Consider the following 25,990-nt stretch of genomic DNA (forward strand, 5'->3'; position numbering starts at 1 on the left):
TTCAAAAGGAGGAAGCGTGTTATGAAGCTGCATCGAGCCATTGTGGTGGATGATGAAACCTTTACTCGTAAAGGGCTGCTTCAACTCATGGATTGGCAAGCCTGTGGTTTTGAAGTCGTAGGAGAAGCTGATAACGGTGAGGATGCGCTGGAGCTAATCAGCCGTATTCACCCGGACCTGGTCATTACCGATATTCGTATGCCTGTGCTGGACGGATTAGAGCTGATTCGGTCTGTGCTCGAACAGAGTACAGAACATCCCGCGTTTATTATCTTAAGCGGCTATAGTGATTTTGCTTATGCGCAGCAGGCAATCCGCTATGGGGTTCATGATTTTATGCTTAAGCCGATTGATGAGGGTGACTTTTCGGCTACATTGCGCAAGCTGAGTGAAAGACTGCATCGTGAACAGCAGAGTGCGCAACGATATCAGAATCACCATGCAGGTGGGCTGTTAGAGACTGTGATGATGAACCCAGTGGATGATGTAGTGGTGGCACAGTGGGAGCAGCAGCTACGGCTTGGGGAAGCCACTTATATGTACTATGTACTCGTCGAGCTGAATGACCAACATCCCTGGCGCTCCGGTGACAATAATATCATGCTATCGCTTTTCCAATTCAGGGAGCTTATAGAGCAAGCGCTTCATCGTTTAATGGATGGCAAGTGCCCTCTCTATGTTCATGAGCATCGTAACCGGATTGGTCTTATCGTACCGGACTTCCTTTTGGAGTGTTTTGAAGGCAAGGTCGAAGTTTTTATGAAAGCGCTACAACGCGAGATAGAGGGGATGAAGACACTAAAAGATCAGCTGGGAAGTCGAGTTTTCATCTATGCAGGAAAGCCTGTGAATCGGTTGCAGGATATCCAGCAGTCCTATGCCTGTGCGAAGGAGGCAGTGCTCCATAAATACATTTATGACCATGGCGGTATTGTTGTATATCTACAGGAGGAAATGCCACCACTTCACTATAAGACCCTCCCTCAGGACGTACTGGATCGCTTGACGGAACAAGTTGAGGAACTGCGGTTGGATGAGCTGCGTGTGGCCGTGGATTATGTATTTAGCAGCTTTCGGGAGGAGTGTTATGCTCCTGAGGCTATGAAAATGAGTCTGCATCAGTGCGTACTTAGTATCGTTCGGGTCATTCAAAACATGCAGGGAGATGAGCGCTCACTTCAGTCACTAGAACCGATGATGAACTGGCAGGACATGAACCTGTCCCTGGGTGAACTACAGCGATTGTTTACAGCTTTTGCCGAGGAAAGTGGAAGGTATATCGGGGTTCTGCGCAAGGATTGTCAGCAAGGAGGCATCCAGCACATCCGTGCTTACATTGAGCAGCATGCCGCCGAGAATATAAGCCTGAAAAGTATTGCGGCTCGCTTTTACATGAACCCGGTATACCTCGGTCAATTGTTCAGAAAAACGTATGGTGTGTACTTTAACGAATTTCTGCTGAAATTGCGCGTTCAGGAGGCGAAACGCTTGTTGCGGCAGACGGATCTGCGAATTTATGAAATTGCTGAGCGCGTAGGCTTCGGCAGTTCAGACTATTTTGTTACCCAGTTTGAAAAGATGGCGCATGCCACACCAAGCGAATACCGCAACAGCCTGATTGTTGGCAACGAGTCAGAGAGGGCCGGCGAATGAAGATGCTGAGAATGACTCTTGATCATGTACGACTGCGAGATAAAATGCTGCTGCTTTATTTTCTCTGTGTTTTTACGCCTGTAGTGCTGACCAATCTGATTTTTTACCATGTCACCTCGCAAAACGTGAAGGAACAGCGTATGCAGGATATTTCGCGCGCACTGGAACAGATTAAAATTGAATTTTACCGTGAATTTGAAGATGCGATGGAAATCTCGTCTATCTTTTATACGGATCATCGGCTCAATGAGGTATTGGAAGAAACATATCCCCACCCTGCTGACTATATCGCCGCTTATGACTCTTATTTACGTCATATCTTGAACAACACTTACAGTCCTGCATACCATTCCGTAGGTGGAATTACGATCTACACCAATAATTCAACGCTGCTGAATTCCGGGGGAATCAGCTTTATAGATGAGGGAGTCAGAAGTTTGCCCTGGTATACCAAAATCTCGCCTGGACGCCAGTCCAAGCCTATATTTGTACGTACCGATGACAGCACAGGTGAACAGACGTACCCTTTTAGCCTGATTCGGCGGATGAACTACTTTTATTCCCAAAATGGTCGTGAAAAAATACTGAAAATAGAACTGCGAATGTCGTCCATTCGGGAGATTTTTAATAACCTGAATTTGCAGGGAAGTCTCTTTCTGCTGAACGAACGAGGGGGAATCGAATATACAACGGACCCCAAAGTGGATATAAACCACAAAAATGTGGCCTATAACACTCTCAAGCTGCCCGAGGACACGATGGAGTTCAAGACGAATTATGTGCTTACGAGCAATCTGAATGGCTGGAGCATTGTGGCTGCGGTATCGAGAGATGCAGTGCTGTATGAAATGCAGGAATCTCGCAATTTTGTGCTCTTGTTAACCTGTGTAAATATGCTGCTGCCTACATTAATCATTATTTGGATTACACGTTCGTTGAACGTGAGGATTCATCGTATTTTAAAGCACATGAAGAAGGTGAAAAATCAGCATTTTGAACTGATTCGCGGTATAGAGTCGCGAGATGAGATCGGGCAATTAACAGGTGAGTTTAATCGGATGACGCTGAAAATAAAGCGACTGATTAACGATGTCTATATGGCCGATATACAGCGAAAAAATCTGGAAATTCAGCGCAGACATGCCCAGTTGAATGCACTTCACAGCCAGATCAACCCACATTTTCTGTTCAATGCACTGGAGACGATTCGCATGCGGAGCTTGATGAAGCATGAGGATGAGACGGCGCGCATTATTCATAACATGGCACGGATTTTCCGCAATTCGCTGGTGTGGAACAAGGATCGGGTTACTTTGCGGGAGGAGCTGGAGCTGATCCGTTGTTTTCTGGAAATTCAGCAATATCGCTTTGGTGAGCGAATACAGTACGAAGTGCAGGCGCGCTCTGAAGACTTGGACAATATGCTTCCCAAAATGGTCGCGCTGACACTGGTTGAAAATGCAAGTATCCACGGCATTGAGCCGCTAAAGCATGGAGGACGCATTGAGATTCATTTTGAGCATGAGGAAGGACAACTGATTCTAACGGTTCTGGATGATGGGGTGGGCATGTCTGAGGAACAGGTACACCGCTTGTATGGTTACATGCAAAGGCAGGAAGAAATGGGTGAGCGTATAGGTCTACAAAATGTCATATATCGTCTTAAACTTTACTACGGAAGCCGCTTTGAGCTTGCCATTCGCAGTGCACCCGGCGAGGGTACGGAGATTCGAATTAGGATTCCTGCGGATCGAGTATAGAACCCTCAAAAGTGTAAAAAAAGCTAAATAAATAATTTATCGACATAATATTTCATTTTTAGCTATATACTTCCTTTCTATTATATGGTAAATATGAATATATACTAAATTAATTATAAGAAATAGTCTTTGGATATCTTAACACCAATGAAGTTTTGAATAGCTGGCCAGCTTTCAAATATAACTAATTTTTTATTGGAGGAAGAGATGAAGTTTACTAAAAAGTTAATTAAGTCCCTAGCGGTTGTTGCTATTATTGGTTCAATTTCCGCCTCTGCTTATGCTTCTAGCACCATTGAAGGAGGTTGGATTGAAGGGGAGGGTAATTTTTCTAATAATATTTCTCATCAAGAGCTTTCCTTACGTGCTGCGAAAAGTGTTCCAGATCACCAAGGTTATACGGAAGCTAAGCCAGGAAATTCAGATTTAGAAAGAGCCGTTGCTATAACAAAGTGGGAGGGTGAATATCACTATTCCAGAGCACAATTAACTTGGGCAGGAAGTGTACGTCTTGATAGCGATAGACAATGGGGGTGGGATCGTACCAGGGCTGTCACTGGTTATGGTGAAGCTATTCTTGTAGCGAGAACTTTTTACGGCGGTAGCCAAGAATAATTAAAAACTAAAGAAGGTGAGATTGTTAGTTTCTTTAACAATTTCACCTTTTATTACGAGAGGTATTTGAAATGAAAAGTAAGCTGAAGGAAATTTCTAGAAATGGACTAATACCAATATTCGTACTGTATTTTTTATTGAGCATGATTATGATCTCTGTGAGTTATTACATGGTACAACAAAAAGAATTAGACTCCTTGTCCAGAGGTCTTTACCAAGAAAATAGTTTATTCTTTATGGTAGATCAAAATACTGCTCACGAATGGGACTGGCGTAAGCTCCGAACAACGTACCCATTTACCATATTCAAGGAGCTTGAAACTGGGGAAATGAATGTGCGAGCTCTTTATTATAAAGAGGATACATATAAGCCACCAATGGTTGCAGGGAGATTTTTTAATGAGGACGATTTTTATAGTGATCATAAGTATGCTGTAATTGGACAACGTATTGCTGAATCAGCACTTACTTCTCTTGACGGCAGACGGTATTATCTGTTCCAAGGAGAAAAATTTGAAGTCATAGGTTCTATGGGGGCGGCCTATCCATCAACTCTGGATACAACGGTGCTACTAAACTTGGATGCCCTTGGTCAACAAACTCACCTAAATAATATCTATGTACTAAATTCTCCCGCAGTGTCCTCTGTTCTCAAAAATGGCTATTTAATTTTTGAAAACTTAAGCGTTAAGGTGAATGTATTTGACCGCGGTGATGCTGGAGCACAGAGATATGTGGGCATAGATATATATCGTAATACGATCATAATTACCGTATTTCTGTTGTTAGTTTGCTCCAGTGTTATATTTACTATGAATTGGTACGATAAAAAGAAAACTGAAATAAATTGGTTATGGATTATGGGAATTAAGTCAGAGAAAGTGATAGCGAAATTCTCCAAACGATATTATGTAGCCGTCTCCCTGTCTTATTTGCTTATATGTACAATAAGCCTTTTCTTATTTTTGATCGCTCGGGCTTCAACAGAAAATATTGAACTGTACGTACAATATTTGCTTATAGGCTACGTATTAATTCTCTTATCTTCTTATCTTTCCATATCCGTTACTGTCAAAAAGATAGGTAGATCAGGAAAGGACTTAAGTTTAAATGAGAATGGTATACAGTGAAGTTTTAGAAAGCGTACAAAAGAACAAAAGTACAACGATATTTATTCTCCTTCAAATTACTATTTTGTTTTTTTTAGTTACTGTTTTATTTTTGAATTTTAATCATTTAGTTACGAAATCAAGTAAAACAGCAGCCTTAGGGGCACAAGACAGTTTCCAGTTATCAGACACTCTAACGAATAGTGATGAATTAAAAAAACTTATGAATCAACCGATGTTCTTAACCAAAATTAAAAATTTTTATAATTATGTAGAGAAACATATAGGTGAGAAGTATATCTACATTTTTACGCAGCCTGTTGACCTCATTCATTTTGAAGGAGCGGACAAGGCGAAATTTTCACAGGATTATGAACAAGGATTTGAACCGAATGTCTTTACTATCAATAACAAAGGCCCTTATGTTTCTATAAAAGCTTTACAAATTAATAAACAAGGACTAGATCAGTTTTCCATTGAAACAGATGAGGGGGAGAACTTGACCGCACATGATTTTAATCATGTGGGTCATACAAGCATTCCTGTACTCCTAGGAGCAGAATATAAGCAACTATATAAAGCAGGAGATATTTTAAAAGGAAAATATTTGTTTAAAGATTTTGAGTTTTATGTAAAAGGGTTTGTTAAAAAGGATTCACTTGTTTTTAATGCTAATAACCCGGAAATATATCTTGATCGGTATATTATTATGCCCGCACAACAGTTTACAAGTGTCCCAGATACTAAGGAAGACTTTAACTTTCAACAGAAACACTATCTCCAATTGATTAATGGGGACATTTGGAGTTCAGAAACCGAGTACTTTGTAAGGAGCAAGGTAGAAGAAGCCCAAAAAAAGACTGGTTTTTATGATACCCAAGTTCTTGGAGCAAACAGCCCACCATTAAATTTTATTTTTTCAGCGCTACACGAGAACATCATGGTACTCAGTGTTATAGCTATAACTATATTTGTAGTGTGTATTCTTAGCATTTCGATTTTAATGGTAACTAAATTAGAGAAAAATATGAAAAACTTATCTATTCACTTGATCTCTGGAGCAACGATAATGAATATACTTTTCTATTTTATTGCAGAGATAGCATTTTTGGTGATAGTGCCAGGTTTAATTAGTCTATTTCTGTATACTTATTTTATTAACTTTAAAATGGGGAGTTACTTCATTACGATATTGCTGAGCATGCTAATTATATTTGCGTTGTCTACACTTCTACTTTACTACAAGATCAGGAAGTTGCAGGTTAGTATGTTTTTAAAACGAATGGAGTGATTGGTTTTAATGATTACAATAAATAATCTTCACAAAGCTTTTAAGGTGGGAGAGAGGGTTTTGGAAGTATTAAAGGGTGTAGATTTGAGTATTAAAAGGGGCTCTATGACAGCAATTATGGGTAGGAGCGGTTCAGGGAAATCCACTTTGCTAAATATAATTGCTGGATTAGACAAACCGGACAGTGGAACTTACATGTATGAGCAAGAAGATCTGACAACTAAAACTCTAAATCAATTAGCAGATTTCAGAAGAGAAAAAATAGGATTTATTTTACAAAATTATGCTCTGATTGATACCAAAAATGTGTTCGATAATGTGGCTTTACCCCTAAAATATAGTAAATACCCTAAAGCAAAGATAAGTCATATGGTGGAAGATGTTTTAGAAGCATTAGAGTTGGGAAAATTAGGTTTTCATTCTGTTGATATGTTGTCTGGTGGTGAAATGCAGCGGGTGGCGATAGCAAGAGCTCTTGTTCAAGAACCAGAAATTATACTGGCTGACGAACCGACAGGTTCCCTTGACGAACACTCTGAACAGAATATTTTGAGTATTTTCAAGGATTTAAATATACGGGGGAAAACTATTGTAGTCGTAACGCATGACCAGCAAGTCGCCGATGCATGTGATGAAACGATTTATATCAAAGAAGGGAAAATACGTTATTACTAATTTGTTTTTTCATGGACGCCGATGCTGGATTGGCGTCCATTTGCTTTGAAGGACCTTTACCTATAGTTTTCTAAGTAACACCTTTAGATTGACAGGTGAACGAAATGAACAGCATTTTATAAAATGAAAGTGCTTACAATTTAGGGTGTGCGGGATTCTCAGTGCTTGAGGTACGTGCGCACGATATTCACACACAATCGACAAAAGAGGGCGAAAGGGGAGGGTCTGGCATGACAAGCAAAAGGTTCGGAATCATCAGTCTGGTAATGGTTATGATGGCGTCTATGATCGCTGCTTGCTCAGGAAGCTCGGGCAAGGAGCCGGCGTCAGGAGATAGCAAGGAGAAGGTCACATTCACGTATTTTAATGCCACTGCGGGGAGGGACATTAATACCAATGAAACGCGGATCGGCAAAATCCTGGAGGATCAGACGGGGGTAAACTGGAAGCTGGAGCATTTGGTGGGTGATTCCAATACGAAGATCGGTACATTTATTGCCAGTAACGATTACCCGGATGTGATAGTACCGGATGGCACGATCGATAAGCTGCTGGATGCCGGGGCTTTTATTCCCCTGAATGATTTGATCGACAAATATGGACCAAATATTAAGCGTGTATATGGACCGTACTACAACTTGATGAAGGCGGAGGATGGGAACATTTACTTTCTGCCGTTAAGTGCGGTGGTAGGCGATTATTTACCTGCGCCTAACTTAGAGCAAGGAGCCTTCTGGGTGCAACGCAGGGTATTAAAAGAAGCGGGATATCCAAAAATCAAAACACTTGACGAGTATTTAGCTCTGATTCGTAACTATGCGAAAAAGCATGCAGATGAGGGCTTGACTGGGTACCTGGCGTTAACCACACAGGATAGGTTTTATGCTCTTACGAACGCGCCGATGCATCTGGCAGGCTATCCGAATGATGGCGGCACGATTATTGATATGAAAACACACCGGGCCACGGATTATGGAGATATGGAAATCACAAAGCGGTATCTGAAAGAGCTAAATCAGCTCAATGTAGAGGGCCTATTTGATAAATCGTCCTTTGTGGACAATTACGATCAATATTTGGCGAAGCTGACCTCGGGTAAGGTGCTGGGCTTTTTCGACTACCGCTGGCAGGCGGGGCAGGCTCTGAATAATCTGCAAGAGGCTTCCAAGCAATCGGGCAATGATGATATGGAGTATATAGGGCTGCCTGTTGTATACGACCAGAATATAAAGGATCAGTACATTGATCCTTCGTCATTTGTTAATAACCGAGGCATAGGAATTACGGTCAGTGCCAAGGACCCGGTGCGTATCATCAAATTTTTTGACAACCTGCTGACGGACGAAAACCAGATATTATCCAACTGGGGAATCAAGGGAGAAACCTATGATGTAGATAAAAAAGGACGCTTTTACCGGACTGAGGAGCAAATTAAGCAGACTGGTCAGGACGCGTTCCGCGAATCATTCGGGTTCAAATATTTTGAATACAGTTGGCCGCGATACGGTAGCGGTTCTACCCTGCCTGACGGCAACTCGGTTGGCCCCGGACGGCAGCCTGAGGTTGCGCGTATGTCCTACACCGAGGGAGATAAAAAGCTACTAAAAGTCTATGGTGTAGAGTCCTTCTCGCAAATGTTTTCCGCACCTGACGAGCGACCATGGTATCCGGCCTGGAGTATTCCGATTGCTCAAGGCTCAACTGCGCAGCTCTTCCAGCAAAAGAAGGGGGACCTACAGCGCAAATATTTCCCGCGTTTGGTGCTGTCTGCACCGGAGCAGTTTGATGCGATTTGGAATGAATACACCACTGAATTCAACAAGCTGGATGTAAAGGCGTATGAGGAGCTGATCACGAAGGAGGTTGCCAAAAAAATCGAAAATCCCGGTAAAAAATAAAGGAGGAAGCAGCTATGGGCCACTCGTCACCACCACCTGTCACGATCTCCTCGGATCATTTGCCGCCCTCGCGGCGAACCGGCTTTAGGGGATTTATGCACAAGCTGAATCAGCAACGGGCACTGGTATGGATGTCCGTCCCTTTTTTAATCTGGCTGTTCATCTTCAAGTATTTGCCCATCTGGGGTTGGACGATTGCCTTTCAGGATTTTAAGCCTGCCCGCAAGTTGCTCGATCAGCAATGGGTCGGATTAAAACATTTCCATTTTCTATTTCAGGATGAACACTTTCTGCGGGTCATGCGCAATACGCTGGCGATGAGCTTTATTAATCTGGTGCTGGGCTTTGCCACCGCTATAACATTAGCGATTTTGCTGAATGAGCTTCGTCAGATCATGTTCAAGCGGGTCGTGCAGACGGTCAGCTATCTGCCACATTTTATTTCGTGGGTGGTCGCGGCTAGCATCATCAGTACGGCGCTGTCTGCGGATGGCGGCATCATCAATGAGGTGCTGATGTGGCTGGGGTTGATTAAGGAGCCTATTCTGTGGCTGGGCGAGGGGAGCTATTTTTGGGGCATTCTCGGTGCATCGGAGGTATGGAAAAATGTCGGCTGGAACACCATCATTTATTTGGCCGCGATGACGATGATTGATCCCTCGCAGTATGAGGCAGCCGAGATGGACGGAGCAGGGCGTTTTCAGCGGATTTGGCATGTGACATTACCGGGATTGAAGCCTGTATTTATCATCCTGCTCATTATGAACATTGGAAATTTACTGGAATCCGGCTTTGAGCCGCAATACTTACTGGGCAACGGCATGAACGTGGATTACTCGGAGAATCTGGATATTTTCGTGCTGAAATATGGTATCCAGATGGGTAATTTCTCGCTTTCCATTGCTGCTGGGATGTTCAAAACGGTGGTCAGCTTCATCTTACTGTTTAGCGCCAATCATATTGCGAAGCGGTTAGGGGAGGAGAGGCTGTTCTGAAGAAAGAGTGAGTTATGGTGGGGGTACGGCCGCTTCGCGTGCGGATTGTTCTTCCGATCGCTGTTATCCCCGTATTTTCTTATTGGAATAAAGATCATAGGTTAAAATCCGGGGATAAAGGCGAACGCTCCGCTTCTTCAGAACAATTCCGCCCGCTCCGCTGCTACCCGCTGTAAAGTCACTTTTTTTGAGAACTGAGGGTAGTGGCAAGGGGAGAGCTTAAGGAAGGGCGCTTGACTCGCGCTTCCTTGGATAAATGCGCCATGATGGTTGGCTCAGCTTCGCTATCGCCATCGCCATTAGAGGCTGTTTTTTAGGAATGTGCTATTCGAAGGAGATAGCAGCGGGTGTGTGCTCTTCATACTACAGGAGAAGATCAGTGGATTTTTAGCAGGCCGCTTCGCTGACCTCATCAAGACCTAATGTGCAGGGCAAGATTACTTTTCTAGAAAGGAGCGGAAGTTATGGGCAAAGGGAAGGCCGTACACGGGCGATTTCGGGCGCCCTCGGATCGAATTTTTGATGCGTGCAATATCGTGTTTATGCTCTGCCTGATGGTGTTCACGCTGTATCCGTTTTTAAATACGCTGGCGGTTTCGTTAAATGAAGCGAATGATTCGATTCGGGGCGGGATCTATATGTGGCCGCGTGAATTTACGTGGAGTAATTATGAATTTGTGTTCAAGGAAGCGACGATTTTCCATGCTACGCTGATTTCTGTATTACGTACAGTTGTGGGCACAGTGACCTCGGTGTTTTGCTGCGCGATGGTGGCGTACACGATCAGCCGGCCGGAATATGTGCTGCGCAAATTTGTTTCGATTGCTTTTATTTTAACGATGTATTTTAGCGGTGGATTGATTCCGAACTTTCTCCTGATTCGTGAGCTTGGGATGCTGGGGACTTTCTGGGTATATGTCGTGCCGGGATTGATTGGGGTGTTTAATGTGATTGTCATTCGCTCCTTTATTGAGGGATTGCCGGAAGGGATTTTGGAGTCGGCGCGTATTGACGGGGCTGGGGAGTTTGCCACTTTTATGCGCATCGTTTTACCGCTGTGTGTTCCCGTACTGGCGACGGTGTCGCTGTTTACAGCGGTGGCACAATGGAATTCCTGGTTCGATGTGTTTTTGTACAATTCATCATATGAGCAATGGAGCACTCTTCAATATGAGCTGATGAAAATACTGCAAAATTCTAACACGTCTGTTAACGGTCAGGACTATGCGAGCCAATTCGCTGGTTCGGAAAATCTGGCGAAGTCGGTCACGCCTACCTCGATTCGGGCCACAATGACGATTGTCGCTTCAGTGCCTATTATTTTAGTGTATCCCTTTTTGCAAAAATACTTTGTGAAGGGTATGACCTTGGGCGGTGTCAAAGGATAGTAAATGAAAACCAATGGTGCCAAATACCAATTCCAAAAAATTGGAGTACGGGAGGGATTGCTTTGCGGTCATGTTGGGTTAAGCCTTTTTGTCTGGTACTGGTCGGAGCGCTGTTGTTATCGCCTATCGGTTGGTGGGGAGCGTCTGTAGTGAAGGCAGCTCCGTCTATAGAACATTCCCCGCCCGTTTCGGATGTGGTGCTATCGGCGGGTAGTATTCATAAGACCATTGGAACGTATGGATTTGAGCAAGGAAACAGCGACGGCTGGAAGCCGCGAGGAACTTATACCCAAATTGCATCCGTCACGGAAGCAGCATATGGCGGCACGCACAGTCTGAAGGCAACCGCTCGTACAGCGGCTTGGAACGGGGCGGAGCTGGATGTGAAGTCGCTGTTGCAGCCGGATGTGGAGTATGAAATTAGTGGCTATGTGAAGCTGGATGGTCATTCTGCGGTTCCGAGCATGGTTAAACTTACAGTGGAGCAGCAGCCCACAGGCGGGACTACGACATGGAAGACGGTAGCGCAGACGGAGACGGCGGATACATCGTGGATCAAACTTCAGGGGAAATATACTTTTACCGGGGGGATGGATGCATTGAAGCTGTATGTGGAAAGCTCGAATCCCGCGCAGGCCTACTATGTGGATGAGATAGAAATAACACAGGTATCGAAGACGCCAACGGAGCCGGCCAATGGTATCGTATCCGGGTTTGAAGATGGTACGGCTCAAGGATGGGTGTCCCGTATGGGAGTCGAGACCGTACAGGTTTCGGACGCCGATGCACGAAGCGGCTCATACAGTCTGCTGACAACAGGCAGACAAAAGACATATGCCGGACCCAAGCTGGATGTGACTGCTACGATGCAAAAGGGCAGCCGATATACGGTCAGTGCCTGGGTAAAGCTGGCGCCGGGTGAGCAGCCTGCCAAGGTGAGGCTCAGCGTACAGCGTGATCATCAAGGGGATAGTGCGTATGAAACTGTTGTAGGCGACACGGCAACTACGACAGAGGGATGGATGCATTTGTCTGGTACGTATACGCTTGCGTATGATGCAGACACCGTTTCCATGTATTTGGAAACGGCAGAAGGAACGCCTTCCTTTTATATGGATGATTTCGAGCTGTCACTTGTACCACCGCTTGCTATTGAAAAGGACATTCCTTCTTTGCATGGATTATATGGGGGACAGTTTAGCATTGGCACAGCGATTGAAGCTTTCCAGACCGAAGGGGCTTACGGAGAGTTGGTACAGAAGCATTTTAACAGCGTCGTTGCAGGGAATGCGATGAAGCCGATCTCCTTACAACCGTCCGAGGGACAGTTCCATTGGGAGGAAGCAGACCAAATTGTGCAGTTTGCTAGACAGCATGGACTGGCAATTCGCTTCCATACTTTGGTGTGGCATAACCAAACTGGGGATTGGATGTTCAAGGATAAGAATGGAGAGCCGATGACGCCGACTGCTGAGAATAAAAAGCTTTTGCTGGATCGGCTGGAGACGCATATTCGCGCTGTTGCAGCCCGGTATAAAAATGTCATCACCGATTGGGATGTGGTGAATGAGGTCATTGATCCTGATCAGCCGGACGGCATGCGCCGCAGCAAGTGGTATCAGATTACCGGTACGGATTATATTGAAAAAGCATTCCGTGTCACGAGGGAAGTGACGGGCCCGAACGCACGGCTATTCATTAACGATTACAACACGCATGAGCCGAAGAAACGGGATTTTCTGTACAATTTGGTACGTGATCTGCTCGCTAAAGGTGTACCGATTGACGGGGTAGGCCACCAATCGCATATCCGCCTGGAGTTTCCCGCTATTAGCGAGATTGAGCAGTCCATAGAGAAGTTTGCTTCGCTTGGTCTGGATAATCAAATTACCGAGCTGGATATGGGGCTTTATTCCAATGACACAGATCGCTATGAAACAATTCCAGAATCTATGCTCATCCGGCAGGCTCACCGCTATCGGGCGCTGTTCGATATGTTTTCAAGACAGCAGGAACATATCAGCAATGTGACGATTTGGGGTACGGATGATGGAAATACGTGGCTCAGCACGTTTCCGATAGCCCGGTTGGATAAGCCGCTACTATTCGACGAACGGTTAAAGGCCAAATATGCCTATTGGGCACTTGCTGATCCGTCCAAAGTCCCGTCGTTGCCAGCAGGGAACAACGAATAAATGGTTTGAATACATGCCGGGCTCGTTTTGCCTTATTCTATGCTGTATCGAACATCGCCTTATACAAGCATAAAAGCAGGCTGTTCTTCACATGTGACATGTAAAGAACAGCCTGCTTTGCTATCGTAAAGGAATTACAGTTTTATTCCAAATTGGCGTGTTGACCAAACATAGATTTGGAGGTCAGCTTGCGCAGATCCATCGTTCTGAGTACCAATGCGTCACCGTACAACAGCAGGGTTTGCTCAAACAATGAGCCCATGGGCTGGATCGTCTGGTAGTCCTTGTTGGACGGGTCCTTGGCCGCACCAGGCAGCTTGACGATGATATCGGCCAGTTTGCCAATGGTGGAACCGGGAGAAGTGGTTAGTAGCGCCAGAGAGGCTCCGAGTTTCTTTGCTTTTTCTGCCATGGAGATCAGGCTTTTGGTTTCACCAGAGCCTGAACCGATAATGAGCAGGTCGCCCTCGCCCAAACCGGGAGTTACGGTTTCCCCGACTACGTAAGCTTGAATTCCCATATGCATCAGCCGCATTGCCAGCGAGCGAATCATGAACCCTGAGCGGCCCGCACCTGCTACGAATACCTTATTGGCAACGGCGATGGAATGGATCAGCTGTTCCGATTCCGTATCACTGATCAATTGTGGAACCAATTGTAGCTCCTTGAGTACCTCAGATAAATATTGAGAGGTTTCCATTGGGGTTAACCTTGTTTGATGAGCTGTTGCATTTGGGAAGCTACAGCCTTTTTGTCGTCCTCGCCAGTGATACCACCGCCGACGATAACCAGATCCGGCTGAGCCTTCACGACTTCAGCCAATGTGCTCAGCTTAATACCGCCAGCCACAGCAGTTTTGGAGTTTTTCACGACTTTTTTGACGGTTTGCAGTGCTTCGAATGGGCTTTGCCCTTCAGCTTGCAGATCGTAGCCTGTATGCACACAGATGTAGTCAACGCCAAGAGCGTCAATTTCTTTCGCACGTTGCTCCAGGTTTTTAACACCGATCATATCCACCAGGATTTTTTTGCCACCTTGTTTTTTCGCTTCTTCTACTGCGCCTTTGATTGTTGCATCTTCAGCTACAGCCAAAATCGTAACGATATCTGCACCAGCCTCGGAAGCTTTTAGCACTTCATAGCCCCCTGCATCCATAACCTTCAGGTCAGCCAGCACTTTCAGATTCGGGAATGCTTCTTTCATTGCTTTTACTGCATGAAGCCCTTCATTGATGACAATCGGCGTACCGATTTCTACGATATCAATATACGACTCTACTTCTTTTACCAATGCAATCCCTTGCGGGATATCTACTAAGTCTAAAGCCAATTGAAGTTCCATGTTATTAACTTCACTCCTTAAGTGAATTTATATTTTGATGAACAGGTACATGCTCTGTTGAGTATCAATCTATACTTTAGTTTCATGCACAGGTTTGATTGTAAGGCCCAGCTACCCGGTTGAAAAGTACGCACTAATTCGTAACGTAGTTACCCCCACGATACTATAGCATCATAAAAACCATCCGTGAGAGAGCCTACATTTTGTTTTCTTTTAGCATTATTTCTATAAGGGGAGTCGACTATTCATAACCGATAACCGTACACAGCAATGTAAGGTTGCAAAAAAAGAAGGTAGTTATGATTGAATTGACTTCATGTTAGGTTTTGACTATATATGTAATATAATGGTATGCAAAAAATGGAGGCTACGAGCATGACTCCGCTGGATCAGAGCGGTCACGAAGAAGTAGAGAGATTCCGTTTCCTCGCCAAGGCTAATTTATTTACGATTGAATTACTTTCGGGGAGAAGGGAACTTTTGCCTGAGTACGTTCAATTTCTTCACGACAATGACGAGGAGCTACTTCCAGGATTGGTTGGTATTACCGAAGCAGCTAACCTGAATAATTGGAATATAGACGACCTGCTGAACGATTTTGCCGATGATATTAAGATATTTGAAGGTTATGAAGATAGAGCAAACCGCGTATATTATTTAAAATTGGTCAACCAATTGGCCATTTACCATCTCAAGAAGAAGCAGTACTCCGTTGCCTTAAATTATGTCCTTGATTCTCTGCAATTCTCTGCCAGTGTAGAAGCGGATGCCGATTTCAGGACACTGGTTGCTCTGTTTGAGACTTATCGAGATTTGGCAACACCATCACAGCGAGAGCAATACCAAACCATTTTATTAAGGGGGCTTCATAATGAAAAAGGCATTAATCTCGGTAACTATGGTCTTGGCGTTTCTTAGTATTGCTCTTCTGGTGGGAAATATTTGGGGAGGGTTAGACCCTGTGATTCCTTCAAATCATGGTATTTTTTCTTATACTGCTTGAGTCAGAATTAGACCTTCAAGCCTGATAGGGCTTTTGTACATAAAAGGAGCACACTTTTACGCATTTTGCGATCAGTGTACTCCCCCTTTTTATGCCAGGATTTATTTTACGACATACGAAGTCAGGTGACTGGCCAGATGTTGCATCGTTTCACTCGCCTTTTGCATACGCTCCATCACTTCAGTGAAGGAGCCTACCAGAGTCGCCTGCTCTTGAGAAGAAGAAACAATTTGCTCAATTTCCTGCTCCATTTGACGAATGGAGTTCTGTACATCCTTAAGGGCTCCTTCAATATCGACCGTCGCCTTTTTGGATTCTACGGATAGCTTGCGCACCTCTTGAGCGACGATACCAAAGCCTGCTCCTGCTTCTCCGACACGCGCGGCCTCAATCGCTGCATTCAATCCAAGCAGGTTGGTTTGATCAGAAATTTCCTTGATGAACACAGCTACCTGATTGATTTTACCCGAGTTTTGTACGGCGATTTGGGTGTTTTTCAAAATCTGTTCACTGGTTGCCTGAAGCTCCTCGGAATGAGCCGCCACATGCTGTACCATATCAATGAGCTGCTCAGTGATGGAGAGGTTCTCGGAAACGATTTGGTCCAGTTGATTTTTGTTAGTCAAATTATAAGAGGCCGCAAATGCTGCGATGACTTCACCTTTCTCATCAAATACAGGAATACTGATCATATCAAGAGGAAACCCTAGAATTTCAGCAGGGATGTGGGTCAGGCTGGGCTCACGTCCATTTTTAAGCATGGCAAAATCTTTATAGTCTTCGAGCAGCTCCGAGCCCGTTTCAAAGCCGAGGTCCATACCCTCCGATTGGGTATACATAAGGACATGAGTGCGGTCGAAGAGAGCAAGGGTCACTTTCTCACGCATAATCTGTTGTATGTAGGGAATGGCTGCAATTAATGCATCTATTGTATTCAAATAGATAACCTACCTTTCTTTACTAGATATATTTTTTATAGTCTCGTATATAGTTGTCGGTCTAAAGACGGATAAAAGTTATAAAGATATTGAAAATTTAAAGGGAAATGAAAGCTTCAGAAAAAAAGGCATACCGTTTCCATTACGGAACGATATGCCTTCTATTTAACCTTAACGTGTCAGTGCTGTGTATAGGTAGTTCACTTACCGCGTTGCTCGAACAGTTGTACGATTTCCACAATAACCTTGGTAGCAAGTACCATGTTGTCCACCGACACGTATTCAAACTTACCGTGGTAGTTCTCCCCACCTGTAAAAATATTCGGGGTAGGCAGTCCCATGTAGGATAGCTGTGAACCGTCTGTACCGCCACGAATCGGCTTAATAATGGGTTCGATATTCAGCTTTGTCATTGCTTCATATGCGACATCAACGATATGCTTGACTGGCTCTATTTTCTCTTTCATGTTGTAATACTGATCTCTCAATTCCAGCGCAATACGGTTTTCTCCATATGCGGCCTGCAGCTCTTTGACTACATTTGTTAAATAAGCTTTCCGGTTTTCAAAGCTCTTGCGGTCAAAATCACGGATAATATAGTACAGTTTAGCTTGTTCTGCCGTACCTGTAGACTCCAAGAGATGATAGAAGCCATCATATCCGTCTGTATATTCTGGGGCTTCGTTTGCAGGTAACCGACTGTGCAGTTCCATAGCGATTTTGGCAGCGTGGATCATTTTGTTTTTAGCCGTACCGGGATGCACGTTCACACCGTGAATGGTAATATGGGCGGCTGCGGCGTTAAAGCTCTCATACTCCAGTTCTCCGAGCGGTCCGCCGTCTACCGTATAGGCATATTCAGCGCCAAAAGCGGCTACATCAAAGCGTTCCGGCCCTCTTCCAATCTCTTCGTCCGGTGTAAAGGCAACGCGAATTTTGCCATGTTGAATTTCTGGATGGTCAATCAGGTAGTGGATAGCTGTCATGATTTCTGCGATCCCGGCTTTGTTGTCTGCACCGAGCAGGGTGGTACCATCTGTTGTGATCAGGGTGTGGCCTTTATATTGAGTCAGTTCGGGGAACTCACGTGGAGAAAGAACCACACCAAGCGAAGCATTCAGCGTGATATCGCCCCCATCATAGTTTTCCGTCAATTGCGGCTTTACCCCTGCGCCAGTCAGTTCGGTAGCCGTATCGAGGTGAGCGAGAAAACCGATGACGGGAACCTCTTTATCCGTATTGGAAGGAAGGGTCGCCATCACATAACCATTATCATCAATAGTTACGTCTGTCATACCAATGGCTTTCAATTCGCCCACCAAGAGGTTGCCCAATGTGAGCTGTCCGGGTGTAGTGGGGCAAGTGTGGCTGCTTTCATCAGATTGGGTATCTACCTGAACATATGTAGTCAGGCGGTCAATCAGTTCCTGTTTCATGTGTGTATCCTCCTTAGTGTCATTTCTATTATGGTACGTATTTTATCATGATTAGGCTTATAATATGAAAAAAATGGTTGACCCTTTTAGGAATGAATGGTTGTGTTGCACAGGGGAGACGAGTAAGATAATAGTAAAATAAAAGTAAAAATAGAGTAAAACGATTAAAGGAGTCTGCAATGCCTACGTTAAAAGATATCGCCCAGGAGGCAGAGGTTTCGATATCCACGGTCTCCCGAGTGCTGAATTATGATGAAACACTGTCTGTATCAGAGGAAACGCGGCGTAAAATTTTTGAGGTTGCCGAGCGCATGAAATATACGACGGTTAAACGTAAAAATGGCGGTATTGGTCGTCAGCCCCGCAAGAAGGCAGAGGGACCCATCCGGTTGGGTATGGTGCACTGGTTTAGTGCGTACGAGGAACTGGAAGACCCTTATTATCTATCTATTCGGTTTGGCGTGGAAAAAGAGTGCCGCCAAAGCGGGGCGCAGCTGGAGCGTATTTTCAGAAGAGAGGACCTAACTGCGCTGAAGACGTCATCCGAAGGGCTGCATGGACTAATCGTGCTAGGGCATTTTAGCAGCGAAGAGGTAGAACGTATGCTGGAACTGCCCATTCCTTGCGTCTTTCTGGATCATCCGGTAGAGCGTACAGGGGCAGACTATGTGGTCATTGACCTTGCTCACGCTGCGGCTGATGCACTGGATTATTTGATGGGCGCGGGCCATCGTCACATCGGATATGTAGGTATGGGTAAGGATGAGCAGTCCCATGATTCCGAACAAGTCGAGCTAGATGCCCGCTATGAAACGTTTTTGCGGTATCAGGAACAGCATAGGCTATGCACGTCGGATGATATTCATGTGTGCGGAGGAACAGCGGCAGACGGCTTCCGTGCGATGGAAGCGGCTATTCTGGCAGGACCAGAAAACCTGCCTACAGCCTTCTTTGTCGCGAGCGATTCGGTGGCTATTGGGGTGTTGAAGGCGCTGGAGCAGCATCACCTTGCGGTGCCGGAACGTATCTCCATTGTTGGCTTCAATGATATTCCGACAGCGGAATATTTGACCCCATCTCTGTCAACAGTCAAAACGCATACCGAACTGATGGGAGAAACGGGCGTTCAGCTCTTGCTGCATACAGTACGCAACGGTGCAAACGAGGTGGGGCGCAAGGTCATCATTCCGACCGAGCTAATGATTCGCAACAGCAGTGCGCCGCTGTATACCGATGCCAAATAAAATCGACGCTATGGATTTGGACAGCCCCGCCTTCCGGGGCTGTTTTTTGATTATAAAAAGATACAAAAATGGATTGACAATTGTCTTGGAAATGCTTACATTGAACATATATTTATTTTACTAAGTTTTACTCGTCATTTTTACTTAAATATTTTACTATGGTATAAGAGTGGAAAATAAAAGGTTGAGGTGACTGCCCATGCGTACCATTTTGCCGTTGAATGATCAATGGTTTTACCTTCCTGAATATGTCGAGAGCGAAGTAAGCGTAGGCATTGATGCAAGTCGGTATGAGCCAATTCAGCTGCCGCACACCAATGTAGAGCTTCCGTATAATAATTTTGACGACAAGGCATTTCAGTTTATTTCTACGTATAAAAGAGAGCTGAACATTCCGGCAGATGCCAAAGGTAAGCGAGTGTATGTTGATTTTGAAGGAGTCATGACCTATGCCCAGGTATATCTAAACGGGGTAAAAGCGGGGGAGCATAAAGGTGGATATACACCGTTCAGCGTTGAATTGACCGAACTTGCCGAGTATGGCGGCTCCAATGTGCTCACAGTCATTGTCGATTCCACGGAACGGGACGACATCCCCCCCTTTGGGGCAGTCATTGACTATCTGACCTACGGCGGTATTTACCGCGAAGTGCAGCTGCGAATAGTGGAGCCTGTACACCTTGGAACGATATTCATTCAGACACCGGAGCCGCTTGCGGCAAATAAGGCGGTGCGCGTGGTCGTGGAGCTGGAGGGCATTGGCGATCAGCAGGACGACTTGACGGTCGCGCTGCAATTGCTGGACGGAGCGAGCGTGAAGGCGGAGACCGAGCTGGCAGCGATGACGGCGGCGGAAGTCACGCTGGAGCTGAAAGAGCTGGGCGGCCTGCGGCTTTGGGATATAGATGATCCTAAGCTGTATGAAGCGAAGCTGACGCTGCTACGAGGCGGAGAAGAACTGGATCAGGTGACCGTGCGCTTTGGGTTCCGCGAGGCTGAATTTCAGCCGGACGGTTTTTACTTGAACGGGCGGAAGATCAAGCTGCTCGGCCTGAACCGTCACCAGTCCTATCCGTACGTTGGCTATGCTATGCCCAAAAGAGCGCAGCGTCGTGATGCAGATGTGCTCAAGGAGGAGCTGGGGCTGAATATGGTACGGACATCCCACTACCCTCAGTCCCGTCATTTTTTAGACCGCTGTGATGAAATCGGATTGCTCGTTTTCGAAGAGATTCCGGGTTGGCAGCATATTGGCGGTGAAGCGTGGAAGGAGCAGGCGGTGAGGGACGTAGAGGACATGATTATCCGTGATCGTAATCATCCCTCCATTGTAATCTGGGGCGTACGAATTAATGAGTCGCAGGATGACCATGATCTGTACACGCGTACCAATGAGCTGGCACGAAAGCTAGATCCGACCCGTGCTACGGGTGGTGTGCGTTATATTGTAGGCAGTGAGCTGCTGGAAGATGTATACACGATAAATGATTTTGTTCATGATGGTGGGCATAAAAAATATTTGGCGAAGGAAATCCGCAATTTTGATACGTATGACGATACAGAAGGCGTAGATGGCGAAACGACAGGCTTGCGCCAGCCGTCTCTCGTTACAAAGCTGGATCATCCGGTCCCTTATCTGGTAACAGAATATAACGGGCATATGTACCCGACGAAACGTTTTGACCAGGAGGAACGGGTAATGGAGCATGCACTGCGCCATACGCGGGTCCAAAATGCTTCCTATGCCGATGAGGGCATTGCCGGAGCGATTGGCTGGTGTGCTTTTGACTATAACACGCATGCTGATTTTGGTTCCGGTGATAAAATCTGCTACCATGGTGTCATGGATATGTTCCGCCTGCCTAAATTTGCAGCGAGCGTGTACCGGAGCCAGAAGAACGTCGAACAGGAAATCGTTATGGAGCCAGTCACTTACTGGTCTCGTGGCGAGCGAAATATCGGGGGCATCGTGCCGCTGGTTGTGTTCACCAATTGCGATGAGGTGGAGTTCATCTACGGTCATGAGCGCAAAGGTATTTATCGTCCAAACCGAGAGAAGTACCCGGCGCTTCCTCACCCCCCTGTCGTGATCGACGAGCTGACAGGCCACTGGGGCATGAAGTGGGAAGACGCTGTATTCATTGGGTACGTAGACGGGCAAGAAGTGATCCGCAAATACTATTCACGTAATCCGGTGCCGACAGAGTTACGGGTAGCTGCAGATGATATGGTACTGGAAGCTGGCGATTGGGACGTAACCCGAGTAGTAGTGGATGCTCTAGACGAATACGGCAATGCCCTGCCGTTCTATACAGATCCTGTTTCGGTGGAGGTCGAGGGAGTGGGTCAATTGATCGGTCCTTCAAGCTTATCCCTAATTGGTGGACGCATTGCATTCTGGATTCGTACAAAGGGTGAGGTGGGCAATATCCGAGTGAGTGTTTCCGCGCCTTCTCGTTTCGGTTCGCAGGAATTGAGCATTGACGTGCAATAAGGAAGCAAAGGCAACATACAATCCTGCTAACTGCTTTTATACTGTCTGATACTTCTATTATTTAGTAAGGAGTTGTCCGCAGATTCTGAAGGGGATCTGAGAGGGCAACTCCTTTTTTGCATAGGTTAGGGTACGTTAATCTATAAGTCTTTCAAATTGTGTCTTATTACTGAGTCACTTAACGTTACGTTCGTAGATTGGAAGCATAGAATACACTATCAAGCGCAAGGGAGGTGAATCCTATGGCGATTCTATTACCTCAGCAATTCTATTCTCTCGCAGCTAATATTGGTAAATCATACTTTGAAAACTTGAACGGTGGCGCGAATGCTACAATTACCGTTAATAATAACGGTCCGGCACCGATCGATCTTGTCGTAACTCGTGTCAATGCACCTGTGATCACTTATGTTATCCCCCCAACTAACAGCCTCACGTTAGAGGTTGCTTTACTGCTGGTAGCTGCTCTGCAGACTACCGCAGCTGGAGCAGCTACGGGTACGATCCAGATTGCGACAGCTGATTTTTAACCTGTAACGACCTGATCCTCTAACTCTAGCTTTGCCGTATGGCAAGGTTAGAGTTTTTTTTGTTTGAAATTTTCTGAAACTTTTTTCATATTGTGCCGATATATACATATAGCATAGCAAACAACAACATCGAAAAGGAGTACCCTGTATGAGCTTTAGCAATCCGGTTTTACGTGATGACATCTTTTTGCGCGAAGATGAAAGAGAAGCAAGTGAACAACGCATGACCATCGGAGGAACGGTGAACAAAACGTTGCTTCTGCTGGTTCTGCTCATCGTCTCTGGAAGTATTACCTGGTACATGACCTACGAAGGAACCGTAGAGGTGCTATCCTTGCTGACGGCAGGCTTTATTGGTATGGCAGGCGTAGCACTTGCGATATCCTTTTTCCCAAAAACGGCTCCATTACTCTCTCCTGTATATGCGATTCTGAGTGGTTTTGCTTTGGGTGGCGTTTCAGCTTTTATGGAGTATGAGTACCCTGGAATTGTAGCCAATGCCATTTTGCTGACCGTGGGTATCTTGTTCTTGATGCTCTTTATGTACACACAGCGAATCATCAAGGTGACACGCGGCTTTATCTCATTCGTGGTCCTGTGTACGATGGCGATTTTTCTGGTGACGCTGGTTGATTTTATTTTGAACTTTTTCGGTATGAATGTTCCCTATATCCATGAAACAGGTTGGCTGGGTATTGGCATTAGCTTATTTATCGTGATCATTGCGGCTTTGAATCTGCTGGTTGATTTCAATTTTATTGAAGAGCAAGCAGATCAAGGCGCACCCAAATATATGGAGTGGTATGGTGCTTTTGCATTACTGGTGACTCTAGTATGGCTGTATGTACGGATTTTGGATCTGTTGGCCAAGTTCAGTAAGAGGGACTAAGTGTAGGGTGAGAAGAAAAGGATGGCTGAATGCCGTCCTTTTTTGTATTAAAGAGACGGTTTAAAAAATGCATTTTACGTTAAATACATAGAAGTTGGGTAAAACATAAAGACAGACAGGAGAGGAGTGAGTGCATGTATCAAGTGGTGCTGGTTAGGCATGGACAGAGCGTGTATAACCGACAAAACCTGTTTACGGGCTGGACGGACGTGGACCTGACTGAACAAGGGACTCATGAGGCCATTGAGGCGGGACGTATTCTCAAGGAGGCTGGTTATACGTTTGATTTGGCATTTGCCTCTGTGCTAAAACGTTCTATCCGCACGCTGTATCACATCTTGGATGAGCTGGATCATCTGTGGATACCTGTGCAGAAGTCGTGGAAGCTGAATGAACGCCATTACGGTGCTCTTCAGGGGCTTAGCAAGCTGGATTCCGCCGTGCAATACGGCGAGGAGCAGGTTCATATCTGGCGGCGTAGTCTGACGGTGCGACCCCCCATGCTGGATGAGAAGGACGAACGGAGTCCGCATCGGGAAGAGCGTTATCGTAATATTAAGCCGGAAGAGCTGCCGCTTGGGGAAAGCCTGGAGGACACCGTGCATCGGGTCGGTGAGTTTTGGAAGCAGCGGATTGTACCTTTGATTCTCAAAAAGGATCGAGTTATCATTTCTGCACATGGTAATACTTTGCGGGCCTTAATCAAGTATATGGAGAATCTGGACGAAACCGCATTGCTGGATTTGAATATTCCGACAGGCATTCCACTGGTGTACGAGCTGGATGAGCATATAGATCCCATCCGGCGTTTTTATCTCGGTGATCCGAGTCATGTAGAGGCTAAGAAGCAGGCCGTGGCCAACCAAAGCAAGGTAACGGAGTAACTTTCCATACACAAAGAGGACAGGGCGCTTCCTCGCATCCTGTCCTCTTTGTGTTGGGTATAGATTAAGCGTTCGCTTCCTCTTCTTCTGTTTCCTGGCTGTCTTCCTCTGCGGGAAGTGCCCACACCGATACACTGCCGGCACGAACGGGAAATATGCCGTAGCCATCCTGCTCAATTTTTACGGTATGATCGTGATGTCCGGTCAAATCCATCCATTCTTCCCCTGCACGTTGTTTGCCTACGAACATGCGCTTTTCTCCGTCATTTGCGTTGGTGATCACCACAGCACATCCGGAGCCTTCCAGCTCAGGCACGCCTTGACGAACCCATCCAATCGTATGGGGATCATCGAAATAATCTTTTTGCTCACCATAAGCTTTATGGTACCGGGCATATAGAAGCGGGTCTAGCTCAGCCTGCTTGCCTTTCACGGGCGTTTGTCCCTGGATACCGTAGTAATCGCCGTAGAACACACAGGGATAACCATCCTTGCGCAACAAGATGAGTGCATAGGCGCTAGGCTTAAACCAGTCCTCCACCCAGGATTCGAGCGCTTCATGCGGCTGGGAATCATGATTATCGACAAAAGTTACCGAGTTCAGGGGATGGGTATGAACAAGCGTATCCTCGAAAATGGTGCTTAAATCGAAATCCTTGCCACCCAAGGAAGCGCTATGTAGTTTGTAGTGGAGGGATACGTCAAACAGGTCGATTTTATAATCAATGGTATCCAGGAACTTTTGACACGATTCCAGATCCGGTTTCCAAAACTCGCCTACCATATAAAAATCCTGCCCGCGTTTTTTAATCATTTCTGTAGCAAACTCTCGTACAAATTCATGATTAATATGCTTGATTGCATCCAGACGGAATCCGTTGCATTGCAGAGTATCTACCAGCCATTTTCCCCAACGGATCATCTCTTTGCGCACATCCTGATGATTATAGTCAATATTGGCGAACATTAAATAATCATAATTGCCGAATTCATCATCTACATTTTCGCTCCAGCTTTTATTTTTACCTAAAATACGATAGATTCCTGTCCGGTCCTGGCTTGCATCGTAATCGGTTCCGTTAAAATGTTCAAAGTTCCATTGAAATGTGGAATACTGACCTTGACGGCCGGGGAACGTAAATTTAGTCCAGCCTTCGATATCAAAGGGCTCGGAAATGACTTCATTGCGGTTATCAGGGTTAACCTCGACGACCTTGAATACTTCAGTTTCATCCGCGCCGGCCTTATGATTCATGACCAGATCGACATAGACGGACACGCCGTGGCGAACACAGGCGGCAACAGCCTCCAGCAGGTCTTCCTTGGTTCCGTATTTGGTGCGCACCGCACCTTTTTGGTCAAATTCGCCCAGATCATAAAGGTCATAGACGCCGTATCCCGTATCCTCGGGCGATTGGCCTTTGGTGACAGGTGGAATCCATATCGCGTCAATTCCTTTGGCCTTCAGTTCCGGCGCCAGGCGGGTAAGCTTTTTCCAGTGAGAACCGTCAGCTTCGACATTCCACTCGAAAAATTGCATCATCGTATGGTTCCTTTTCATGTGCGTCCCTCCTTCATATATAACAAGTTACCCACCAAGTGAGGGGGGCTAAACGTCAGACGGTCAATATGATGCTGAATGAAGAACAAGG

21 protein-coding genes are annotated in these 25,990 nt (G+C 45.6%); 16 read left to right on the forward strand and 5 right to left on the reverse strand.

Annotated elements, in window-relative coordinates; all coding sequences use genetic code 11:
- Positions 1-21: 21 nt before the first annotated feature.
- From NLX74_RS05260 to NLX74_RS05305, 10 genes are all read left to right on the forward strand, one after another.
- Complete coding sequence (locus tag NLX74_RS05260) at positions 22-1,653, forward strand: response regulator transcription factor (RefSeq protein WP_254328130.1); 1,632 nt, start codon at positions 22-24, stop codon at positions 1,651-1,653.
- A complete protein-coding gene (locus NLX74_RS05265) occupies positions 1,650-3,413 on the forward strand; it encodes a sensor histidine kinase (protein WP_254328131.1) in 1,764 nt (587 codons plus the stop codon). The genes NLX74_RS05260 and NLX74_RS05265 overlap by 4 nt, the downstream gene beginning before the upstream one ends.
- Positions 3,414-3,620: 207 nt before the next feature.
- Positions 3,621-4,028, forward strand: coding sequence for a hypothetical protein (locus NLX74_RS05270; protein WP_028540831.1), 408 nt, complete (start codon positions 3,621-3,623; stop codon positions 4,026-4,028).
- Between the two features lie 71 nt (positions 4,029-4,099).
- Positions 4,100-5,158: an ABC transporter permease gene (locus NLX74_RS05275; protein ID WP_254328132.1), complete on the forward strand. Its 1,059-nt coding sequence runs from the start codon at positions 4,100-4,102 to the stop codon at positions 5,156-5,158.
- Entirely contained in the window at positions 5,139-6,428 is a 1,290-nt protein-coding gene (locus tag NLX74_RS05280) for an ABC transporter permease (RefSeq protein ID WP_028540829.1), read from the forward strand. Before NLX74_RS05275 ends, NLX74_RS05280 begins: the two co-directional genes overlap by 20 nt.
- 9 nt (positions 6,429-6,437) lie before the next feature.
- Positions 6,438-7,103 (forward strand): ABC transporter ATP-binding protein, encoded by a 666-nt coding sequence (locus NLX74_RS05285; RefSeq protein ID WP_254328133.1) that lies wholly within the window; start codon positions 6,438-6,440, stop codon positions 7,101-7,103.
- A gap of 230 nt (positions 7,104-7,333) precedes the next feature.
- Entirely contained in the window at positions 7,334-9,001 is a 1,668-nt protein-coding gene (locus NLX74_RS05290; protein WP_254328134.1) for an ABC transporter substrate-binding protein, read from the forward strand.
- Between the two features lie 14 nt (positions 9,002-9,015).
- Positions 9,016-9,996 (forward strand): ABC transporter permease, encoded by a 981-nt coding sequence (locus tag NLX74_RS05295; protein WP_254328135.1) that lies wholly within the window; start codon positions 9,016-9,018, stop codon positions 9,994-9,996.
- Between the two features lie 464 nt (positions 9,997-10,460).
- A complete protein-coding gene (locus NLX74_RS05300) occupies positions 10,461-11,384 on the forward strand; it encodes a carbohydrate ABC transporter permease (protein WP_254328136.1) in 924 nt (307 codons plus the stop codon).
- Between the two features lie 62 nt (positions 11,385-11,446).
- Complete coding sequence (locus NLX74_RS05305; protein ID WP_235306660.1) at positions 11,447-13,579, forward strand: endo-1,4-beta-xylanase; 2,133 nt, start codon at positions 11,447-11,449, stop codon at positions 13,577-13,579.
- Positions 13,580-13,721: 142 nt separating this feature from the next.
- Here NLX74_RS05305 and hxlB read toward each other — a convergent pair whose 3' ends face one another.
- Complete coding sequence (hxlB, locus tag NLX74_RS05310) at positions 13,722-14,279, reverse strand: 6-phospho-3-hexuloisomerase (RefSeq protein WP_069290647.1); 558 nt, start codon at positions 14,277-14,279, stop codon at positions 13,722-13,724.
- Between the two features lie 5 nt (positions 14,280-14,284).
- Positions 14,285-14,920 carry a 3-hexulose-6-phosphate synthase gene (gene hxlA / locus NLX74_RS05315; RefSeq protein WP_013312540.1) on the reverse strand — a complete coding sequence of 212 codons (636 nt, stop codon included), beginning with the start codon at positions 14,918-14,920 and terminating at the stop codon, positions 14,285-14,287.
- A 375-nt stretch (positions 14,921-15,295) separates the two neighbouring features.
- On the opposite strand from hxlA, the gene NLX74_RS05320 reads away from it, so the two are divergent.
- On the forward strand, positions 15,296-15,838 hold the full coding sequence (locus tag NLX74_RS05320; protein ID WP_235306659.1) for a hypothetical protein: 543 nt from the start codon (positions 15,296-15,298) through the stop codon (positions 15,836-15,838).
- 186 nt (positions 15,839-16,024) lie between these two features.
- Here the strand turns inward: NLX74_RS05320 and NLX74_RS05325 are convergent, their stop codons facing one another.
- On the reverse strand, positions 16,025-16,861 hold the full coding sequence (locus tag NLX74_RS05325) for a methyl-accepting chemotaxis protein (protein ID WP_235306658.1): 837 nt from the start codon (positions 16,859-16,861) through the stop codon (positions 16,025-16,027).
- 200 nt (positions 16,862-17,061) lie between these two features.
- On the reverse strand, positions 17,062-18,297 hold the full coding sequence (gene pepT / locus NLX74_RS05330; RefSeq protein ID WP_235306657.1) for a peptidase T: 1,236 nt from the start codon (positions 18,295-18,297) through the stop codon (positions 17,062-17,064).
- A gap of 179 nt (positions 18,298-18,476) precedes the next feature.
- Between pepT and NLX74_RS05335 the strand changes: the two genes are divergently transcribed.
- The 5 genes from NLX74_RS05335 to gpmA all read left to right on the forward strand — a co-directional run bounded on the left by NLX74_RS05335 (position 18,477) and on the right by gpmA (position 24,338).
- The gene (locus tag NLX74_RS05335) at positions 18,477-19,541 is read left to right on the forward strand and encodes a LacI family DNA-binding transcriptional regulator (protein WP_254328137.1); all 1,065 of its coding nucleotides are present in this window, start codon (positions 18,477-18,479) and stop codon (positions 19,539-19,541) included.
- Between the two features lie 199 nt (positions 19,542-19,740).
- A complete protein-coding gene (locus NLX74_RS05340; RefSeq protein ID WP_254328138.1) occupies positions 19,741-22,035 on the forward strand; it encodes a glycoside hydrolase family 2 protein in 2,295 nt (764 codons plus the stop codon).
- 242 nt (positions 22,036-22,277) lie between these two features.
- On the forward strand, positions 22,278-22,565 hold the full coding sequence (locus tag NLX74_RS05345) for a hypothetical protein (protein ID WP_061829478.1): 288 nt from the start codon (positions 22,278-22,280) through the stop codon (positions 22,563-22,565).
- A 148-nt stretch (positions 22,566-22,713) separates the two neighbouring features.
- A complete protein-coding gene (locus NLX74_RS05350; RefSeq protein ID WP_023990900.1) occupies positions 22,714-23,454 on the forward strand; it encodes a Bax inhibitor-1/YccA family protein in 741 nt (246 codons plus the stop codon).
- Between the two features lie 134 nt (positions 23,455-23,588).
- Complete coding sequence (gene gpmA, locus NLX74_RS05355) at positions 23,589-24,338, forward strand: 2,3-diphosphoglycerate-dependent phosphoglycerate mutase (RefSeq protein ID WP_013312531.1); 750 nt, start codon at positions 23,589-23,591, stop codon at positions 24,336-24,338.
- A 64-nt stretch (positions 24,339-24,402) separates the two neighbouring features.
- Here gpmA and NLX74_RS05360 read toward each other — a convergent pair whose 3' ends face one another.
- The gene (locus NLX74_RS05360; RefSeq protein ID WP_254328139.1) at positions 24,403-25,899 is read right to left on the reverse strand and encodes an alpha-amylase; all 1,497 of its coding nucleotides are present in this window, start codon (positions 25,897-25,899) and stop codon (positions 24,403-24,405) included.
- Positions 25,900-25,990 lie beyond the last annotated feature (91 nt).

The sequence above is a fragment of the Paenibacillus sp. MZ03-122A genome (assembly GCF_024213325.1).
Taxonomy (GTDB): domain Bacteria; phylum Bacillota; class Bacilli; order Paenibacillales; family Paenibacillaceae; genus Paenibacillus; species Paenibacillus polymyxa_B.

What these genes read in the sequence shown, in the direction of transcription:
- NLX74_RS05300 (WP_254328136.1), top strand. Translation starts at nt 10,461, where the DNA reads ATGGGCAAAGGGAAGGCCGTACACGGGCGATTTCGGGCGCCCTCGGAT.
- pepT (WP_235306657.1), bottom strand. Translation starts at nt 18,297, where the DNA reads ATGAAACAGGAACTGATTGACCGCCTGACTACATATGTTCAGGTAGAT.
- NLX74_RS05340 (WP_254328138.1), top strand. Translation starts at nt 19,741, where the DNA reads ATGCGTACCATTTTGCCGTTGAATGATCAATGGTTTTACCTTCCTGAA.
- hxlB (WP_069290647.1), bottom strand. Translation starts at nt 14,279, where the DNA reads ATGGAAACCTCTCAATATTTATCTGAGGTACTCAAGGAGCTACAATTG.
- NLX74_RS05270 (WP_028540831.1), top strand. Translation starts at nt 3,621, where the DNA reads ATGAAGTTTACTAAAAAGTTAATTAAGTCCCTAGCGGTTGTTGCTATT.
- NLX74_RS05345 (WP_061829478.1), top strand. Translation starts at nt 22,278, where the DNA reads ATGGCGATTCTATTACCTCAGCAATTCTATTCTCTCGCAGCTAATATT.
- hxlA (WP_013312540.1), bottom strand. Translation starts at nt 14,920, where the DNA reads ATGGAACTTCAATTGGCTTTAGACTTAGTAGATATCCCGCAAGGGATT.
- NLX74_RS05260 (WP_254328130.1), top strand. Translation starts at nt 22, where the DNA reads ATGAAGCTGCATCGAGCCATTGTGGTGGATGATGAAACCTTTACTCGT.
- NLX74_RS05265 (WP_254328131.1), top strand. Translation starts at nt 1,650, where the DNA reads ATGAAGATGCTGAGAATGACTCTTGATCATGTACGACTGCGAGATAAA.
- NLX74_RS05290 (WP_254328134.1), top strand. Translation starts at nt 7,334, where the DNA reads ATGACAAGCAAAAGGTTCGGAATCATCAGTCTGGTAATGGTTATGATG.
- NLX74_RS05280 (WP_028540829.1), top strand. Translation starts at nt 5,139, where the DNA reads ATGAGAATGGTATACAGTGAAGTTTTAGAAAGCGTACAAAAGAACAAA.
- NLX74_RS05295 (WP_254328135.1), top strand. Translation starts at nt 9,016, where the DNA reads ATGGGCCACTCGTCACCACCACCTGTCACGATCTCCTCGGATCATTTG.
- NLX74_RS05320 (WP_235306659.1), top strand. Translation starts at nt 15,296, where the DNA reads ATGACTCCGCTGGATCAGAGCGGTCACGAAGAAGTAGAGAGATTCCGT.
- gpmA (WP_013312531.1), top strand. Translation starts at nt 23,589, where the DNA reads ATGTATCAAGTGGTGCTGGTTAGGCATGGACAGAGCGTGTATAACCGA.
- NLX74_RS05335 (WP_254328137.1), top strand. Translation starts at nt 18,477, where the DNA reads ATGCCTACGTTAAAAGATATCGCCCAGGAGGCAGAGGTTTCGATATCC.
- NLX74_RS05350 (WP_023990900.1), top strand. Translation starts at nt 22,714, where the DNA reads ATGAGCTTTAGCAATCCGGTTTTACGTGATGACATCTTTTTGCGCGAA.
- NLX74_RS05360 (WP_254328139.1), bottom strand. Translation starts at nt 25,899, where the DNA reads ATGAAAAGGAACCATACGATGATGCAATTTTTCGAGTGGAATGTCGAA.
- NLX74_RS05275 (WP_254328132.1), top strand. Translation starts at nt 4,100, where the DNA reads ATGAAAAGTAAGCTGAAGGAAATTTCTAGAAATGGACTAATACCAATA.
- NLX74_RS05285 (WP_254328133.1), top strand. Translation starts at nt 6,438, where the DNA reads ATGATTACAATAAATAATCTTCACAAAGCTTTTAAGGTGGGAGAGAGG.